Source organism: Bacillus sp. es.036, from assembly GCF_002563635.1.
Classification (GTDB): Bacteria; Bacillota; Bacilli; order Bacillales; family Guptibacillaceae; genus Guptibacillus.
Window position 1 is genome coordinate 2,800,867 of the sequence record NZ_PDIZ01000001.1, and the last position, 17,540, is coordinate 2,818,406.

Sequence of the window (17,540 nt, forward strand, 5' to 3'; positions counted from 1 at the left end):
CACCTCATTCAAAAATTATGCTGCTTGTTGCTTTAATGCTTTTTCATATCCATATTTTTTGATCTTTTGTTTTCTCGTTAAGATAAGAAGGATCGTTGAAATGGCTGCACCAATCACTGCGGCACCAAACCAAATGACTGCATTCATAACCCCGCCCATTCCTCCTTGAAGGAGAGCAAGTGAGAAGATACCTGCGCCAGGTACGTTTAACCCAATATTCGCTACAGAAATAATCGCTCCGGTCACTGCTGATCCCGCTACAAGTGAAGGAATAACGCGTAATGGGTCATTAATCATAAACGGAATGGCTCCTTCCGTAATTCCTGCTAAACCAAGAATCCACGTCTGTTTCCCAACTGCTTTTTCACTTTGACTAAACGATTTATTTGCAATGATGGTAGCTGCTGTAACGGAGAAAGCGGAAACCATTTTTACTGAAGCGAAAGTGGCATAAGGAATAAAGTTACCGCTCGCCATGGCTCCGATACAGAATGTGTATGCGGCTTTATTTACTGGACCGCCTAAATCAAAGGATACAAATCCTCCAATTAAAGCTCCTAGAATAATTGCATTCGTTCCTGTCATACCATCAAGCCAGTTAAGTAGCGTTTCATTTAGCCACGTAACAGGTTCACCAACGACAAATAGCATAATTAGGATGGTAATAAGAGAACCAAGAACCGGATATACCCAAAAGCTTACAAATCCTGCAAAAGTACCACTAGGTTTAATTTTTTGCTTCATGTATTTCAGGAGATAACCAGCAAGGAAACCACCAAGCATCCCGCCAAGGAATCCACTGCCAATCATATTTGCTGCAACACCAGCTGCAAATCCAGGTCCAAGACCAGGTTTATCCGCAATGGAGTATGCCATGTATGCAGCAAGAATTGGAACCATTAGTGTGCTTAATAATAATCCGCCTAACGTTTTAACCTGGAATAACCATGATCCTTCTGTTGCTAGCACATCTTCTAATCCGAATCCTTGCGCAATAAGCGTAGCAAAAGCCGAGATCATTCCACCTGCAACAATAATCGGAATAATGTACGAGATTCCTGTAAGGATCGAATCTTTTATTTCGGTCTTAAAAGGCTTGTGGTCTTCATCTTCACTCATTTCGTCTAGATGCTCCATGTTTGAAACGGTAGATTGTTTCTTTTGAAGTACTTTTTCAATTAACCCTTTACCATTTTTCATTGGTGACGCAACATTTGTTTTCACTGTTGGTAAGTGCTTGAAGCGCTCTTGATCTTTCACTGCTACATCATTCGCGAAAATTACGCCAATTGCTTCACTTAAATCTTTCTTTGAATGACGACCTTCAATACCATTCGCACCTTGTTTCTCTACTTTCATTCTTACATTCATTTCTTTTGCAGCCTTCATTAAAGCCTCCGCTGCCATATAAGTATGGGCAATCCCCGCTGGACAGGCTGTAACACCTAACACAAGCGGCCGAGTTTCCTCACCTGCATCTTCTTTCTCTGCCGGTTTATCTTCAGCGTCACCAAGAGCCTCATATAACTCGCTTGCTGTTTTCATTTTGACTAATTGATCTTTATAAGTTGAATCAGATAGGCGTGTGACTAACTCTGCTAAGAGAGACACATGTGTTGAGCCTGCTTCCGCTTCAGGGATAGCCAGTAGAAAAACCAAATCAACCTGATTTGTCGGATCCACACTTTCCCAATCTTCTATTGGCTTTTTAACCGTTGCTACAGCGAAGGCTGCCTCTTTAACACCTTTTGATTTACCGTGCGGAATTGCAAGTCCACCTTCAAAACCTGTAGGTGAAAGCTTTTCTCGATCTAAGACTGCATTGAAGTATTGATCTTTATCTGATAGTTTACCTGCTACTTCTAGCGCTTCCGTTAATGATTCAATCGCTTCACGTTTTGTAGCGTAATGTTGATTAATCTTTATTAAATCGAGAGAAGTGACATTCTGTAGATTCATTTTTTTACCTCCCCATCAAGTAATCGCTTACAACCTCATCTTAAATGTATTTAAGGCTTGAACGCTCATTTTGTTAGCGCATTCACAAAAATAATAAAAAATAGATAAGCTCTGTGTATTTATACACAGAGCTTACGGTAAGACTCAACTAATAACCGCGCGATCATGGCCATTGGCACAAAGTTTGTTGTGTTATAGCCATTTGTTTCCTCTTTTGGCGCATAACAATATAACATCAAATCTGCTACCTCACTGAGTCGACTTTCTCCAATATGACTCATACCAATAATTTTTGCGCCTTGCTTATGCGCATATTCACCAAGATCAAGGGTCTGCCGCGTTTCTCCAGATTGACTCAGCAAAATGACAACATCTTTCTTAGTGAAATGCTGCAACGCTGCCATATTCTCATGACGATGTTCAGAAAAAGTAACGTCTTTATGAAAAGGCTTGATGTTCATTACAATTAATTCACTTATATATGAATGTGCTCCTGCACCAAACACTAGAAGACGTTGAGATTGATGAATCCACTCACCAGCTAATTGTATCAATCGCTTATCCGTTAGTTCCATCGTTCGTTCCAATTCATATTGAAAAGACCTGCTTTTTGTTTCTTTCGTTGCCATTTCATCTTTCAACCTAAGTTTCAATTGCGTAAATCCTTCATACTCCAATTTCTTCATAAGTCTCATTATAGAATTCGGGACTGTATGAGTTTGCTGTGCAAGGTGTTGCACCGACATATTCACAACATCCGCTTTATTTTGAAGAATATATTGAATGATTTGATCTTCGAGATCTGTTAACTGAAATTCAAATTTACGATATCGATCTTCTAAAGATAGCATGCTATACCAGTCCTTCAATTAGATTCATGGTTCTATTCTACCATCGTTTTGTTTTTGGTTCTAAATCCATAAGAATTTTTTATAGTGGATTTAAACTACGAAGAAAGAGATGCGCCCAAATTCCATCTTAAGGCACATCTCTTCTTTTGATTTCTTATGACTTCAACATCTCTGACACCCATTGATCTCGATGAATCACTTCACCTGTGGGACTCTTACTCTCCTGGTTTTTAATAACGTTCTCCAAGAAAGTAGAAGAATATCTCACCTGTCCTTTACCTAGCTTTCCATTTATTCCAAATACTTCAACTACGTCACCTACATCAAAAGAGCCAACCACATGATGAATACCGTTATATAGCAAGCTTCTCCCGTTTAAAACAATCGCCTTTTCCGCCCCTTCATCAATATAAAGCTGACCTGCTACGTGAGAATGCATCGCAATCCATTGTTTTTTAATCGGAAAAGATGTTGCTTTCTCTCGACTGATATACGTCCCATCTCCAACGCCTGAAAGAATACGAAGCAACTTTTCACTACCAGTTTCATGACCGATAAAGACGCGAACGCTCAGGTTTAAAGCAGTCTGCGCTGCGATTAACTTTGACTTCATGCCTCCTGTTCCAGCGCTCGATCCAGCGCCGCCGGCTTGTTCAATCATCTTATCATCAATCTCTGTCAGCGAGTGATATTTGACTGCATCAGGATTTGTGGCCGGATTCGAATCATAAATGCCGTTCACATCCGTTAAAATAATGAGCTCATCTACATGAACAAGGCCGCTTACAAGAGCTGAAAGCATGTCGTTATCTCCAAACTTTAACTCTTCCGTTGAGACCGTATCATTTTCATTAATAATCGGCATGACACCTCTTGCCAGTAATTCAGACAGCGTATCGAACGCATTTTTGTATCGTTCTTGATTTGAAAAATCAGGGCGTGTTAACAGAATTTGAGCGACTGAAATGTTCCGCTGATTGAATTCCTCAATATAAGATTTAATGAGTAAACTTTGTCCAAGAGCAGCTGCAGCCTGCTTACCTTTTAACGTAACTGGTCTTGAAGGATAGCCTAACTGTTTAAATCCCGCTGCGACTGCGCCTGAGGAAACAAGAACCACCTCATGGCCTTCTTGTCGAAGCAACGTAAGTGCATCCACGTGATCCAATAACTTATTTAAATCGATCTCACCGCGCCCATTTGTCAGTGAACTACTCCCAATTTTGACAACAATCCGCTTCTTCCCCATACTCTCTCTCCTTATATAACCACGTTCATAAACGTTGATGAAATTTCTAAAATTTTAACACAAAAAAAGAAAATTGTATTGCTTTACGTCACTAAAAACAAAAAGAGTCTCACTATATAGAGATAACGGTGAAAAGAAACCTACAAAAGAAAAGGAACGCTTTGTCACTTACTAAACAAAGCGTTCCTTTTCTCAAGCATCGTTAAAAACCTCAACAGCGAGAAGGTTCAATCAAAGGTGTGCCTAAAAGCGCCCAAGTGTGGGTAGTATGCTCAGGTAGATAATCCTGATCAACAGACACCTTTTCTCTAAGACGCTTTTGATCTTCAAAAGAGATCCATTCCTCCAACTTATCAGGGACAGCAGCCCCTATTTCGGTAGCCATATTGTCTCATACATTGATAGACACACGCTTGGTACATCTGATCATTTTGTGCATAACTTTGATAGCAGTTATTCAAACACTGTTGATAAAGATTGTGCTGGGTTGGCGGCAGTCCACCAGGTCCAAGCCATGGCTGTTGATGTGGATATGGCTGTATCCAACCTCCTCCATTGTATCCTGGTGGAAGACCTCCAGGGCCTAACCACTGTTGCTGTGGAAAATCCCATCCACCTGGACTCATAGAGCCACCGCCATAAATAATTCGTTGATGATCGTTTGGCAACATCAATCTTCCTTTCTTCATTAGTCACTCGCTTCATAATTAATTTAGTAGGAGGACAGCTTAACCGTGCTTGGATTAAAATAAAAAGGAGGGAACTCGACTCCCTCCTTTTTCGCTCTATTTATAAATCATCAAACCCATTATCATCAGACACTTTCGTATATTGGCGTGACTTCTGTTCAAAGAAATCACTTTTACCAGCATTCACATCGGCATACGCTTTGATCCACCTCATTGGATTCTCACGATGCCCTTCAAAAGGACGCTCGATTCCAAGCTGGTTCACGCGCGTATTGGCCATGAATTTAATATAAGCACTTAATTCGTTCATTGTAATACCAGGAAAGCGATCACCGATAATGTACTCTCCCCATTTGATTTCAAGCTCAGCTGCTTCTCGGAAGGTGTTTGTAATAAAAGCATGGTTCTCTTTGTTATTAAGCTCAGGATGCTCTTTGAAAAGTTCCTTCACGATGTTTACGAATAACGTGACGTGAAGCTGTTCATCACGATTAATGTAGTTAATCATCGTTGAAGTCGACACCATTTTTTGATTTCGAGCAAGGTTATAAAAGAAAGCAAAGCCAGCATAGAAGAATAGTCCTTCAAGGATAATGTCATATACGATCGATTCAAAAAACGTTTGCGGTGATGGATTCTGAACAAATGCTTCATATCCAGATGCAATAAATTGATTACGTTCTAAGAGCACGTCATCATGCTTCCAATATTCAAAAATTCGATCCTGCTCATGTTTATTGACAATCGAAGAAAGCACATAGCTATAGGACTGATTGTGCACAACTTCCTGAAAGGAGAGCACTTGCATGAGCGCAGATAGGCTTGAATCTGTTAAATAATCTGCTACTTTGCTCGAATAGTCAGTTTGAATTGAGTCTAGAAAAGCGAGAAGCCCAATGATTTTCTTAAACGTATCTTGCTCGTCTTTACTTAGTGCTTCCCATTGCTTTACGTCGTTTGACATATTGATCTCAAACGGGGTCCAAAAGTTTCCTAGCATATTTTTATACATCGGATAGGCCCAGCTAAACCGGACATCATCCCAGTTTAGAACGTTTGAGCTCTTACCGTTAATAATCCCTGTTGAGCTATTCGGTGCAGACACGTCATAGAGCTTTCTTTTCTGTATCGTTTCCACTTTGATCTCCTCCTTTAACTTGCGCAGCTTTCACAGTCATCGATCTCGACTGAAGTACTTCTTGTGTAATACGTTGTCTTTAACCCTTTTCTCCACGCCGTCATATGAATGTTGAGCAAGTCCCTTGCTTTCACCGTGCTCTGCACATAAATATTAAATGAAATGGACTGATCGACGTGGCGCTGTCTTGCCGCATTCTGTTCAATACTCCACAGCTGATCGATATGATAGGCAGACTTATAATACCAGGTTGTTTCTGGTGATAGATCAGGTGCCGTTACCGGAATTTTGTAATTCTTTTTTTCCTCTGAATATTCTTTTTGAAAAATTGGATCAATCGAGGCTGTCGATCCGGCTATTAAACTCGTTGAACTGTTTGGCGCTACAGCTAGTAGATAAGCATTCCTGACACCACTTTTATGAACCTTCCCTTTCAGGGCGCTCCATTTATCGTTCGTATAACCACGTTGTGTAAAGTACTCCCCATTTTGCCAATCAGAGCCTTCAAAAAGAGAATAACTCCCTTTTTCAACCGCAAGTTCATGACTCGCCTGTATGGATAAATAATTAATTGTTTCATATAGTTCATCTGCATAGTTTGCTGCTTCATGACTTTCCCAAACGATCCCCTTTTTCGCCAGTAAGTGATGCCAACCAAACGTTCCAAGCCCAATGCTTCGGTATTTCTCATTTGTTAACTGCGCTTGAGGTACTTCAATCGTATTAATATCAATGACGTTATCAAGCATTCTTACTTGAATCGGGATTAATCGCTCTAGGGCATTGGCTGTAACCGCACGTCCAAGATTTATACTTGATAGATTACAAACGACGTAATCACCAGGCGTTTTCGTAATGATTATCTTACCGTCTTTCGTAATCTCCTCTTCAACGGTCGTCGCACTCATATTTTGCATAATCTCAGTACAAAGGTTTGAAGCATAGATCATCCCAGCATGCTTATTTGGATTTGCACGATTAACCGTGTCACGATAGAACATGTACGGCGTACCTGTTTCCAATTGAGATTTCATGACTCGCTTCATAATCTCAATCGCTGGTACCGTTTTTCTGGAAAGCTCAGGATGGTTCACACACTGCGTATATTTCATACGAAACTCTCCTGATCTTTTTTCTTTGTCATAAGCATCTTCAAGAGAGAATCCCATCACCTGACGGACTTCATGCGGATCAAACAAATGCCAGTCTGCACGGTCTTCTACAGCTTCCATAAAGACGTCTGGAATACACAAACCAGTAAAAAGATCATGCGTCCTCATGCGTTCGTCCCCGTTATTAAGCTTGGCATCAAGAAATTCAAAAACATCTTTGTGCCAGACATCGAGATAAACCGCAACAGCGCCCTGGCGTTGACCTAATTGATCCACACTAACGGCTGTATTGTTTAGTTGCTTCATCCAAGGTAAAACTCCTGATGAATTCCCTTTAAACCCTTTGATATCACTTCCACGCGAACGAATTTTCCCAAGGTATGCGCCAATTCCTCCACCATTTTTCGATACAGTAGCGACGTCCGTATTGCTGTCATAAATGCCGCGGAGGCTGTCATCCACTGTATCAATAAAGCACGAGCTAAGCTGTCCATAACTTTTACCGGCATTGGAAAGCGTCGGTGTCGCTACGGTCATGTAGAGATTTGATAGTGCCCAATAAGCTTCTTTAATGAATTCCAGTCGCTTTTCTTTCGGTTCATTCATCATCAGTGTCATCGCAATGACAAGAAAGCGTTCTTGCGGTAATTCAAACACATTTTTTTCATGATCGGTAGCAAGATAGCGGTCTGCAAGTGTGCGAAGGCCAATGTATGTAAAAAGACGATCTCGTGTTGGAGCGATGAACGTCGCTACCTGATCCACTTCGTTTTTCGAATAAGATTGAAGAAGTGCTTCGTTATAAATCCCTTCCTCCGTTAGTTGTTGTAGAAGCCGATAAAAGTTTCCTTTCCCGTATACTTCCTTTTCATTTCGGTTACGAAGAGAATTCCGATAAAGCGTACGCAGATGAAAAGCAGCTGCCACATAAGTCCAATCAGGTTCCTCTGCCGTAATTCGTTCCAATGCATTTAAGACAAGGATATTGTCAATCTCGTTTTGCGTAGCGTTTTCTGTTAGGCCATCTATTGTTTTCGTAAGAAAGCTTGCACGACTCAGTAAAGTATACTCATTTAGAATGGCTTTTACTTCCTCCAACATCGTAGTTAACTTCGTATCAACAACTGTGCTCATTAACCTCTCTCCTTTATGAATCCATTATAAAAGGCTCACTCTTAGAAGAGTGAGCCTGGAGAAAACGACAAGTTAGACGTGCACATCCGTGCACATTTCCGATGCCATCTCTCACCCTCAATCCCCGAAGAATAGAAACGTTTTTGAGTACACGGCAGGTCTACTGGCTTGTGCTTCGTCCTCGGCAAACCTTCCCAGATTATTCTCCAGTGGTTTCTTGCCTCGTCCACACGACAGTTGCGGGGACAGCTCCGGATTCAGACCGGATTCCCTTTTAAGTCGTTCTACGACACCGCATACTCAACTATTTAATTATTTAAGATTTACCCCATATATAGTATGCAAATCACTTTTATACTACTAAATATTGATAACACCATCTTACATGACCCATCGTTTTTGCACAAGCTCTATTGTTACATTGACGAGAATTTATTTCAACTTTAAAGACAAACACCTATCACAATCACTTCGTTTAAGCATATATTGTTAACACCTAAAAAAGTTTCCTTAAGGAAAGAAAGGTGAGTGTGATGAAAAAAACGACATGCTTTAAGAAGCTTGCTGGCTACACACAGCTCTGTCAGAAATTCGGTCTTCTAAGCGAAGAAGAAAGCAAAGAAATTCTACAAAAATTATATGAACACAAAACTTAATACCTTCATCCTGGTGGTAAAGGAAGCGTGATGATAACCCTTCCTCCCTTTTTAAGATTTTCTGCGTAAATTTCACCATGATGCTTTTCTACAATTGTTTTCGTAATTGCCAATCCGATTCCAGAGCCTGACTGATCTCCTGTATAAAACCGTTCAAAAACACGATCGGGATTTTCTCCAAATCCAGTACCATCATCTTGAATTTCGATCGCAACCTGATTTTCCTCTTTCCGCATACGAATTTCGATGAGAGATGAGGCGAATCGTAGGGTATTCCCAATTATATTCAAGAAAGCTTGCTTCATTTTATCTGCGTCTACCTCTACATGAACCGCAAAATCACCATCATATTTTAGCTTTAACCCGTTCTGGTAAGCTAATGGTTTTACTGCCGTCACCGCTTCTTTCATAATAAGTTGCATGTCAACTACTTCGTAGGTGAAAGCCTCTTCTACTGTTTCCAGTCTTGTTAAATAAGAAATATCTTGCACGATTTTCTTGAGTCGCTGCGTTTCATTTACGATTACTTCAAGACTATCCCCCACTTCTTCTCCGACAATCACGTCGTCTAGAATCCCTTCCGCATTCCCTTGGATTGCCATTAACGGGGTTTTGAGTTCATGAGAGGCATTTTGAAGAAATTCTTTTTGGTCGAAATCATTCTTTCGTAGCTGATCCGTTAGTTCTTCGAAGGTTTCCGCTAGTTCATTAATTTCATCTTTTGACTTAAGTTTTAGTGGAAGCTGTGGCTTTCGCATACTAAATCGTCTCATGTGATCTGCCAGGAGACGAATCGGTCCTGTTATGCCTCTTTGCATCCAGGCAGCTAGGAGTACCGCAACCGCCGCAGAAACGAAGAGGCTGACCGCCTGGGCCTGTTCGATGATTCGATTAAAGCCTTCCAAACTCTCTACCTTTGTAAAAAGGACAAGACGGCCAATTTGCTCACGAGAGGCATTGATTGGCACTTCCTCTGTAACAAATAGCTTCCCCTTATTTTCTTCATACTCCATTTGAACGTCTTCATCGACATTTGAATAAATCGTCCTGTCATTCTGGTTATAAATAATGAATTGAGAAGAAATTAAATTCCCCGCCATTTCAATCCTTCTACGATCCAATAAACTATTCGGCGGCTGATTGCCTTTCCAATTTCGATCTTCAAGCATATGACTAATTTGAAGGCCTTCTTTTTGAAGCTGATCCCTCGCTTCACGAACAAGGTATTCTTGAAAAAGGTAGCGAAATGAGACCGTCGTAATAACAAGAATAACCACGATTAAAATCACGTAGCTTAGAAATAATTTCGTGCCGATCTTAAGCTTCTTCATCGATTTTATAACCATACCCCCAGACCGTCACGATTTGATAATCCGCATCTTCCATTTTTTTACGTAGCCGCTTCACTAGATCATCAATCAACCTTCCATCACCTGCATAGTGATATCCCCAAATGGTTTCAATTAGTTTTTCTCTTGTGAATGGTTGCCCGTGGTTCTGAATAAGAAAAGCAAGTACATCATATTCTTTTGGTGTTAATGCTAATTCCTGATCATCTATTTTTACTTGTCGTTTTTTCTTATTCAAATGGACATTTTTCAAATGAATTTGTATGGAAGATTGCCCCTGTTCTACTCGATCGATCCGTTTAAATATATTTTTAATCCGTACAACCAGTTCACGCGGACTAAACGGTTTTGTTAAATAATCATCCGCCCCCAGTTCGAGCCCCAGGATCCGATCTAGTTCTTCATCCCTTGCAGAAACGACGATAACTGGTGTAAAAGACTGCTTCCTTAACCGTCGAAGCAGTTCAAGTCCATCGACATTAGGCATCATAATATCCAATACGAATAAATCGGGTTCACTCGTTTTAAGAGCACTTAACACTTCAGCTCCATCCTGAAAGGTTGACACCGTAAACCCTTCTTTCTTTAAATACTTTTCTAAAATATCACGTATGTTTTGTTCATCATCGATCACAAAAACGTGTGGCATTTCTTCACTCCGTTCTTTCGTCCACCATACTTTCTTCCTATTTTATCCTACGCTTCTCACACAGTAAATCCATCTATATAGTAGCAACAACGTAAATAAAAGAGATAGGGAAGCTCCCTATCTCTCATGATGACTAGCTAAGCTTTTCAATTAGCTGATCAAGCACCTCATTTTTTTGTTTAACCAGTTCGGAAGCCTGTTCTCTGTTTGCTTTCATTTCTTCATGGGCCTCTTCACGTGCAGCTTTCTCTTCTTCCGTTAACTCCGGACGTTCTCCACTATCTTTCCACTCTTGCATCTTCGCTTCTTTTTCTTCATGGGCAGCTGTGAATTTCTCTTTTAGAGCATCCAACTGAGTATTTAGATCGGCAAGCTCTTTTTGAAGCTCATCAACGCCGTCAACGCTTGCATCTTGATCAAGTAAGAGATCAATTAACTGATCTTTCTTTTCGGCCGTTTCCATTCGCAATTTGCGCTCTTCAGAGTGACCTTTAAAGTGACCTCTTTTTCCATGATGACCATCACGTCCCGCCATTTCCTCCTGCCCCATTACTACTGCTTCGTCTATTTCAGTTGATTCGTCATCTGCTGCATAAACATTAGCTCCAGCAATTCCTCCCGCAAGCATAACCGATGCAACTCCAATCATCCATTTGTTCAATTTCATCAATCTCCCTTCGAAGGTATGTTCTTACACTACCTATTATGGACAACAATCTACGAAGAAATTTGTAAGAATGATGTGAAAACGATGTGAGTTTCCGCTATCGCTTTGTTAATTGCTGGATCACTTTTTCATCTAAGCTACGTACATGTAAATCTCGCTGTGGAAATGGAATTTCAACATTGTTTTCTGCGAGAATCCGATTGATGCGGAAATTCAAACTGCTTTTTGTTTCTACTGCTGCTTTGGGGGACGAGATCCAAATAAACAATTGAAAATCTAGCGATGAATCACCAAACCCAAGAAAATTCACAAAAGGCGGCGGTGTTTCAAGAACATACATCGAGTGTTCCTTTTCTTCTTCAGCTACTTGTAAAAGAAGTGATCGAACAAGCTCGACATCCGATCCGTATGCGACACCAATTGGTAAGACAAGTCGCAATCGAGAATCGCCATAGGAATGATTGACAACCTGTTCTTCGATGAAGTAGGAATTTGGCATTATAATTCGTTCATTATCTAACGTGCGAATAATGGTTGCACGCATATTGATTTTCTCAATGTCACCAATAATGTCGTTAATAATGACACGATCGCCTACTTTAATTGGCCGTTCAAATAAAATGATTAAACCAGAAATAAAGTTATTTGCGATATTTTGCATGCCAAAACCAATTCCTACACCTAGAACACCTGCAAATACGGTTAATGCACTAAGATCAATCCCTACTGTCGTTAAACTAATAACGACTGCTACGACCATTAACGTATAGTGAAAAATCCGATTAAACGTAAATTGCAATCCTGTATCTAAGCTATACCGATCATAAACAGGGGGCATCAGAAAAGAAGTAGCGATTTTTGAAATTCGATTCGCAAGCGTAATAATGAATAAAGCAATTAAAATAAGAAAGAGAGAAATTTCTACCTTTCCAATGGCAAACAAAGGGCTAAACATCCAACTGTTATTGGAATAATAAAGTAATACAAATAGTAGAATTGCGTAACCTGTAGTCCAATTGATAAAAGACAAGAAGGCTGGACGAATCCCATTTGGATACTCCTCTTCTGTTTCTCTTTTTGTAAGCCATAATTTGATTAAAAATCGAATAAGAAAAAGACCTAGTATGACAGAAACGGTTATCATTAAATCAACAACATTCGCATTTTCAAAGATTGAAAGCACAAAAGGCAACTCCTTTTTGAGTCAGTTACCTTTTATCATATCACGGAAACTGTAACCGAGGCAGTTTCGGTCTCGTCTAACATATAAATAACTGAAGTGGGGGCTCAGCTATGAAAAAATGGCTTTCTCTGATCTTTGCTTCTATCTTTATACTAGCTGGATGCAATTCAAATGAAGGAAGCAACTCTACAGAAAGTAGTGATCGGGTTACTTCTATTGATCAATCCACTGAACAGAATAAAGGGAGTGATGTAGCAAAAGGAAACAGTTCATCCGCTGAAGCGACATCGGAATTGCCTGAATTGCAACAGGAACGCAAAGTTATTTTTAATGCTACCCTTTCCTTAAGCGTGGAAGATTTAACACTAGCGATGAATGAAATTAAGGAATCGACTAAAGTATTTGAAGGTTATGTTGTGGAAGAAAGCACTTTTTCAGAGGACAACGCCTTTATTGGCTCAATGACCATTCGTATTCCTCAATCTCAATTTGACGCTTATCTACGCAAGGTAGAAACTCTCGCAAAAGGAGAACGGCAAAAGTCCATTACTAGTAAGGATGTAACAGAAAATTACGTCGATCTTTCTTCACGATTAAAAGCAAAGGAAGCTGTGCAACAGAGACTTGAATCATTTCTAAACGAAGCAACGAAAACAGACGACCTGTTAGCCATATCAAATGAACTTTCTCGTGTACAGGAAGAGGTCGAACAGCTGAAAGGGCAAATCAATTATCTCGATAATCAAAGCGACTATTCTACTGTAACAATCTCGCTTGAACAAAAGAAACAACCAGTTCCATCAATTGGGGGAAGAGATTTCGAAACAATTTCTGAAGCCAAACATCTCTTTATAACCACATCAAACGGACTGCTTGCTTTTTTCTCCAAAACAATCGTTCTATTCATTGGTCTTTCTCCAATTCTTTTACCACTTCTGATCATCGGTTTATTTTTCTTATACCGCTTTCGAAAAAAGACATCGAAAAAGCCGGCCAAATGACCGGCTTTTACTATGCAGCTACATCTCGTTTTGTGAACAGTAGCCATGATAATAATAAGAAAACAATAAAATAGACAAGTAAGGTCATTAAGGAAAAGCCAAGCGTCATGCTTTCGATAATGGGAGATCCATCGAAATAAACACTTAAATCCGTATTGGCAAATAAGATATATTTCACCCAATCGTACTGACTTAAAATATACGTAAGCTGACTTCCTGTAAACATTAAGAAAATCGCTAGCCCTATCGCAAGGGATGAACTTCTGAAAACACTTGATAGCATGAAAGCAAACGTCACCATCATAAGCAAGTTCACACTTGCAAGCGCGTATTCAACGATATAATGAATCGCCATACTCGTTTCTGCCACATTACCACCTGAATAAGTCAGGTATGGTTGATCGACGGCATTAAAACCAAGGAATAACCCACCTATTATAAAAGAAGAAATGTATAAAATGACGAGAGAAAAAAGGGCAAATAATAGCGTTGCTATGAATTTAGAAGCTAGAATTTTCGTCCGTGATGCTGGACGAATTAACAAGAGCTTAATCGTTCCCCACGAATATTCACTCGCAATCACGCCCGCCCCGATAATGATTGTGAATATGGAGATTAAACTCACCACGCCAGTCGAGCTATCCATAAAACTCCAAATGGAATCACTTTCTAAAGGGGGAATATCATTCTCCAATCGGTATTCATTAATCGCAATCGAACGTTCCTGACTGTCTTTAAAGGCTTTTGGCATTCCTTCTGAATTATTTAACGTTTCTTCCGCTTGTTGGATCGCATTTTCAGAATTCGCACGCCAGTTTCCTGTCTCATCACTTGCATTCATATTGGTGAAAATAGCTGCTACAAGAACGGCCGCCACCACAAGTCCGATCATCACCCACGTTCCAACTCTTCTATAAATCTTCATGTTTTCATTTTGAATTAAATGTAGCATACTAGACAACCTGCTCACCTCCAGTTACTTCAAGGAACACATCTTCTAACGTTTTCACAGAGGATTGAATACCATAAACGCGGACGCCCTTTTCCACCAGAACGGCTGTTACCTCTGGAATAAGCTCATGCTCGATTTTAATCGTCAACTTACGATCCGCCTGTTCAATCTCACAATCAGGGAAATTCGCTTTAACAGCATGAACCGCGTGTTCCACTGGATCAACTTCAAATGAAACCATTACTGCTTGATCATTTTGAACAAAGTCGTTTACCCGCTGCACATCGATCATTTTACCAGCCTGAATAATGCCAATTCGATCACACATGAGCTCGATTTCGGATAACAAATGACTTGAAACAACTACGGCGACGTTTTCTTCTCTGGCAAGCGTTCGTAAGTATTGTCTGATTTCTCGAATGCCAGCGGGATCAAGACCGTTTGTTGGCTCGTCTAGAATGAGTAGCTTAGGTCGATGTAGAAGTGCCTGCGCAAGTCCAAGACGCTGCCTCATTCCGAGAGAATATCCCTTCACTTTTTCGTGAATACGTCCTTGTAGTCCGACGAGCTGAATCACTTCTTTAATCCGTTCTTTAGAAACCCCCTTCACCATACGAGCATAATGCACGAGATTTTGATAACCCGTTAGAAATTTGTACATTTCAGGGTTTTCAACAATCGCCCCTACTTTAACTATCGCATTCTCGTAATCTGTTTTAATACTGCTTCCATCAATGAGAACTTCGCCTTCTGTCATTCTCATTAGCCCAACCATCATCCGAATCGTTGTTGTTTTTCCTGCTCCATTCGGTCCCAGAAAACCAAACACTTCCCCTGGATAGACATCAAATGAAAGCTGATCAATGATTGTTTTCTTTCCAATTACCTTTGTTAAGTCTCGAATTTGAACAACTGGTTTTACAGCCATGTTACGCCTCCTCTTGGTAAATCTTCTTCAACCAATCCACTATTCTCATACGATCTCGCTCGCGAATGGTTTCAACATCTTCGAGAGCCAGTACCTTACCATTTCGAATCGCAATAACCGTTTCAAGCAAAGGTTCGATTTCTGTTACTTCATGTGTCGTAATGATCACCGTTTGTTTTTCTAAATCAATAAATGAAAGCAAACCTTTCACAATTGAATCTCGCACCATCGGATCAAGTCCTGATAATGGCTCATCCATCAAAATAACCGGCACTTCTCTTGCCAGGGTGAGCGCAATCTTTAACCTCCCCCGATTTCCTTTCGATAAATGCTTTACCTTTTGACTCGAATCTACCTCCATAAAGTCAACAATATCGTTCGCTTTTTCTATATCAAAATCCTGAAATTGTGAAGCAAAGAAATCGATTGTCTCTTTCACTGAAAAGAATGAATAATACGCATCCAATTCAGAAAGATAAGCCACTTTATTGGCTGTTCGCCTAGAAACCGGTTCTTGGTCAATCATTACTTTCCCTTCAGAAGGCGCTACAAGACCTGCGATCATTTTCATGAACGTCGATTTCCCGCTACCGTTTGACCCTACAAGACCTATGATCTTCCCTTCTGGAATCGTGACATTCACTTCTGATAGGGCATGTTTTGTAAGATATCGCTTTGATACATTCTCAAATGTAATCATGATTGATTCTCCTTTTCGTTCGTAACGTAAGTTCGAATACCTTCAATCATATCTTCTGATGAAAAGCCCATCTGCTTCATATCTTCAATAAAATTCTGGATGTGGTTAATCTTAAGCTGTTCTCGAAGTTCGACCAGTTTTTCTTTTTGCTCTGTTACAAACGTTCCTTGTCCTCGCTTCGTCTCCACGATTTCCATCCTCTCCAGTTCATTGTAAGTTCTCGATACTGTATTAGGATTTACTCCTGATTGAATGGCCATTTCCCTCACAGAAGGAAGCTTTTCACCAGTTTTTCGTTCACCTTTAATAATTTCCCAGCTAATGCGATCCACTAGCTGCAGGTAAATCGGCTTTGAGGGATTAAATTCTTCTCCCATCCGTTACACCTCCACTTTTCGATCAAGTAACCAGCAAGTAATCAAGAATATAACGACTAAAGTGATGATATCGAAAACCACGTTACCAACCGGAAATGGAAAGATTGAAACAGTTAAATCAAACTCCTGCTGACTAACTTCCATATTTAACGGTGAAGGTAGTTGCACATACCCCCACTCCACAAGCACTTCTGAAAGACGGGTTCCACTAAACCACGAACCTAGCCAACTAATGAAAGCAACAAGTACGAGAACAAGGAGAAGCGCCCATTTGCCAATATAGGTTTTCAATACTTGATAAAACGTCCAATAGAAGATAAGCCAAATTCCCATGTAAATAGCCCCTGTTACAATGACGGCTAAAAAGTAAAACCCGAACAACCATACGTTGTCAATTGGAAGCTCCAAAGCAGTTGTCTCTAAGTTGTAAGCTAGAAGTGATAAGCTACTTACAAGACCAATCGAAATTAGTATTGCTAATAAACCATTCAGGAATTTAGCCCCAAGTAAGCGAGCTCCAGATTGAGGATTGTGGAGCCAGAGATGCAGGTTTCTTCCTTCTGTGTTAAGACTAATCAATAAGTACAGGGGTAGAAAGAAAACATGTATCGCTGTTAAGACACCACCAATAATGGCGGTTAAATAAGGGAATTCCCACCTTTCTGATGCTAAGAAGAAACCGATCATTACCAGTAAATCAAATGTTAGGACGCCTAAAAGAAGGGTTCTTGTTACACGAAACTCTTTTCGTAACAACCCGCTCCAATTCATCATTTCATCACTCCTCATATTGTGTTTGTGTATTAGTTACATAGTACACCGATACTTTAGAAAGGTCAATCTTTTTTAGATAAAATTTTTTCTTAAAAAATGATCTAAATTGACGTTTTTTTCGTTAGCTTTGTAAGACTATTGTCAGTAAATGCTTATATGATAGAAATTAACT

Annotated in this window: 17 protein-coding genes and 1 riboswitch; of the genes, 2 read left to right on the forward strand and 15 right to left on the reverse strand. The window is 40.1% G+C overall.

The genetic code is table 11. The annotated features are described in order from the left end of the window. Nucleotides 1-15 precede the first annotated feature (15 nt). The 6 genes from mngA to ATG70_RS14310 form a co-directional block, all read right to left on the reverse strand. A complete protein-coding gene (gene mngA / locus ATG70_RS14285) occupies nt 16-1,959 on the reverse strand; it encodes a PTS 2-O-a-mannosyl-D-glycerate transporter subunit IIABC (RefSeq protein ID WP_098444944.1) in 1,944 nt (647 codons plus the stop codon). 119 nt (nt 1,960-2,078) lie between these two features. Next, nucleotides 2,079-2,810, reverse strand: coding sequence for a MurR/RpiR family transcriptional regulator (locus tag ATG70_RS14290; protein WP_098444945.1), 732 nt, complete (start codon nt 2,808-2,810; stop codon nt 2,079-2,081). Between the two features lie 154 nt (nt 2,811-2,964). Then, nucleotides 2,965-4,059 carry a glutamate 5-kinase gene (gene proB, locus ATG70_RS14295; RefSeq protein WP_098444946.1) on the reverse strand — a complete coding sequence of 365 codons (1,095 nt, stop codon included), beginning with the start codon at nt 4,057-4,059 and terminating at the stop codon, nt 2,965-2,967. A gap of 353 nt (nt 4,060-4,412) precedes the next feature. Further along, a complete protein-coding gene (locus tag ATG70_RS14300; RefSeq protein WP_098444947.1) occupies nt 4,413-4,727 on the reverse strand; it encodes a hypothetical protein in 315 nt (104 codons plus the stop codon). Between the two features lie 121 nt (nt 4,728-4,848). Next, nucleotides 4,849-5,886 (reverse strand): ribonucleotide-diphosphate reductase subunit beta, encoded by a 1,038-nt coding sequence (locus ATG70_RS14305; RefSeq protein WP_098444948.1) that lies wholly within the window; start codon nt 5,884-5,886, stop codon nt 4,849-4,851. 14 nt (nt 5,887-5,900) lie between these two features. Next, nucleotides 5,901-8,132 (reverse strand): ribonucleoside-diphosphate reductase subunit alpha, encoded by a 2,232-nt coding sequence (locus tag ATG70_RS14310; protein ID WP_098444949.1) that lies wholly within the window; start codon nt 8,130-8,132, stop codon nt 5,901-5,903. 136 nt (nt 8,133-8,268) lie between these two features. Then, nucleotides 8,269-8,444: riboswitch (cobalamin riboswitch) on the reverse strand. A 221-nt stretch (nt 8,445-8,665) separates the two neighbouring features. On the opposite strand from ATG70_RS14310, the gene ATG70_RS22835 reads away from it, so the two are divergent. Further along, nucleotides 8,666-8,788 carry a hypothetical protein gene (locus ATG70_RS22835; RefSeq protein ID WP_255639996.1) on the forward strand — a complete coding sequence of 41 codons (123 nt, stop codon included), beginning with the start codon at nt 8,666-8,668 and terminating at the stop codon, nt 8,786-8,788. A 5-nt stretch (nt 8,789-8,793) separates the two neighbouring features. Here ATG70_RS22835 and ATG70_RS14315 read toward each other — a convergent pair whose 3' ends face one another. From ATG70_RS14315 to ATG70_RS14330, 4 genes are all read right to left on the reverse strand, one after another. Continuing rightward, nucleotides 8,794-10,119, reverse strand: a complete 1,326-nt coding sequence (locus ATG70_RS14315) for a sensor histidine kinase (protein ID WP_179886284.1) — start codon at nt 10,117-10,119, stop codon at nt 8,794-8,796. After that, nucleotides 10,106-10,786, reverse strand: a complete 681-nt coding sequence (locus tag ATG70_RS14320; protein ID WP_098444951.1) for a response regulator transcription factor — start codon at nt 10,784-10,786, stop codon at nt 10,106-10,108. The genes ATG70_RS14315 and ATG70_RS14320 overlap by 14 nt, the downstream gene beginning before the upstream one ends. A 133-nt stretch (nt 10,787-10,919) precedes the next feature. Continuing rightward, on the reverse strand, nt 10,920-11,447 hold the full coding sequence (locus ATG70_RS14325; RefSeq protein ID WP_098444952.1) for a hypothetical protein: 528 nt from the start codon (nt 11,445-11,447) through the stop codon (nt 10,920-10,922). Nucleotides 11,448-11,550: 103 nt separating this feature from the next. Continuing rightward, nucleotides 11,551-12,636, reverse strand: a complete 1,086-nt coding sequence (locus tag ATG70_RS14330; RefSeq protein ID WP_257147709.1) for a mechanosensitive ion channel family protein — start codon at nt 12,634-12,636, stop codon at nt 11,551-11,553. Nucleotides 12,637-12,746: 110 nt separating this feature from the next. Between ATG70_RS14330 and ATG70_RS14335 the strand changes: the two genes are divergently transcribed. Beyond that, complete coding sequence (locus tag ATG70_RS14335) at nt 12,747-13,637, forward strand: DUF4349 domain-containing protein (protein ID WP_098444953.1); 891 nt, start codon at nt 12,747-12,749, stop codon at nt 13,635-13,637. A 10-nt stretch (nt 13,638-13,647) separates the two neighbouring features. On the opposite strand, the gene ATG70_RS14340 is transcribed toward ATG70_RS14335, so the two are convergent. From ATG70_RS14340 to ATG70_RS14360, 5 genes are read right to left on the reverse strand one after another with little or no spacing between them, the layout of a single operon-like run. Next, nucleotides 13,648-14,589, reverse strand: a complete 942-nt coding sequence (locus tag ATG70_RS14340) for an ABC transporter permease (protein WP_306472723.1) — start codon at nt 14,587-14,589, stop codon at nt 13,648-13,650. A 1-nt stretch (nt 14,590) separates the two neighbouring features. After that, nucleotides 14,591-15,517 carry an ABC transporter ATP-binding protein gene (locus ATG70_RS14345; RefSeq protein WP_098444955.1) on the reverse strand — a complete coding sequence of 309 codons (927 nt, stop codon included), beginning with the start codon at nt 15,515-15,517 and terminating at the stop codon, nt 14,591-14,593. Between the two features lies 1 nt (nt 15,518). Further along, the gene (locus ATG70_RS14350) at nt 15,519-16,217 is read right to left on the reverse strand and encodes an ABC transporter ATP-binding protein (RefSeq protein ID WP_098444956.1); all 699 of its coding nucleotides are present in this window, start codon (nt 16,215-16,217) and stop codon (nt 15,519-15,521) included. Next, a complete protein-coding gene (locus tag ATG70_RS14355; protein WP_098444957.1) occupies nt 16,214-16,594 on the reverse strand; it encodes a GntR family transcriptional regulator in 381 nt (126 codons plus the stop codon). Before ATG70_RS14355 ends, ATG70_RS14350 begins: the two co-directional genes overlap by 4 nt. Before the next feature lie 3 nt (nt 16,595-16,597). Continuing rightward, nucleotides 16,598-17,368 (reverse strand): hypothetical protein, encoded by a 771-nt coding sequence (locus ATG70_RS14360; RefSeq protein WP_098444958.1) that lies wholly within the window; start codon nt 17,366-17,368, stop codon nt 16,598-16,600. Between the last annotated feature and the right edge of the window lie 172 nt (nt 17,369-17,540).

What these genes read in the sequence shown, in the direction of transcription:
- mngA (WP_098444944.1), bottom strand. Translation starts at nt 1,959, where the DNA reads ATGAATCTACAGAATGTCACTTCTCTCGATTTAATAAAGATTAATCAA.
- ATG70_RS14290 (WP_098444945.1), bottom strand. Translation starts at nt 2,810, where the DNA reads ATGCTATCTTTAGAAGATCGATATCGTAAATTTGAATTTCAGTTAACA.
- proB (WP_098444946.1), bottom strand. Translation starts at nt 4,059, where the DNA reads ATGGGGAAGAAGCGGATTGTTGTCAAAATTGGGAGTAGTTCACTGACA.
- ATG70_RS14310 (WP_098444949.1), bottom strand. Translation starts at nt 8,132, where the DNA reads ATGAGCACAGTTGTTGATACGAAGTTAACTACGATGTTGGAGGAAGTA.
- ATG70_RS22835 (WP_255639996.1), top strand. Translation starts at nt 8,666, where the DNA reads ATGAAAAAAACGACATGCTTTAAGAAGCTTGCTGGCTACACACAGCTC.
- ATG70_RS14315 (WP_179886284.1), bottom strand. Translation starts at nt 10,119, where the DNA reads ATGAAGAAGCTTAAGATCGGCACGAAATTATTTCTAAGCTACGTGATT.
- ATG70_RS14320 (WP_098444951.1), bottom strand. Translation starts at nt 10,786, where the DNA reads ATGCCACACGTTTTTGTGATCGATGATGAACAAAACATACGTGATATT.
- ATG70_RS14335 (WP_098444953.1), top strand. Translation starts at nt 12,747, where the DNA reads ATGAAAAAATGGCTTTCTCTGATCTTTGCTTCTATCTTTATACTAGCT.
- ATG70_RS14340 (WP_306472723.1), bottom strand. Translation starts at nt 14,589, where the DNA reads ATGCTACATTTAATTCAAAATGAAAACATGAAGATTTATAGAAGAGTT.
- ATG70_RS14345 (WP_098444955.1), bottom strand. Translation starts at nt 15,517, where the DNA reads ATGGCTGTAAAACCAGTTGTTCAAATTCGAGACTTAACAAAGGTAATT.
- ATG70_RS14350 (WP_098444956.1), bottom strand. Translation starts at nt 16,217, where the DNA reads ATGATTACATTTGAGAATGTATCAAAGCGATATCTTACAAAACATGCC.
- ATG70_RS14355 (WP_098444957.1), bottom strand. Translation starts at nt 16,594, where the DNA reads ATGGGAGAAGAATTTAATCCCTCAAAGCCGATTTACCTGCAGCTAGTG.
- ATG70_RS14360 (WP_098444958.1), bottom strand. Translation starts at nt 17,368, where the DNA reads ATGATGAATTGGAGCGGGTTGTTACGAAAAGAGTTTCGTGTAACAAGA.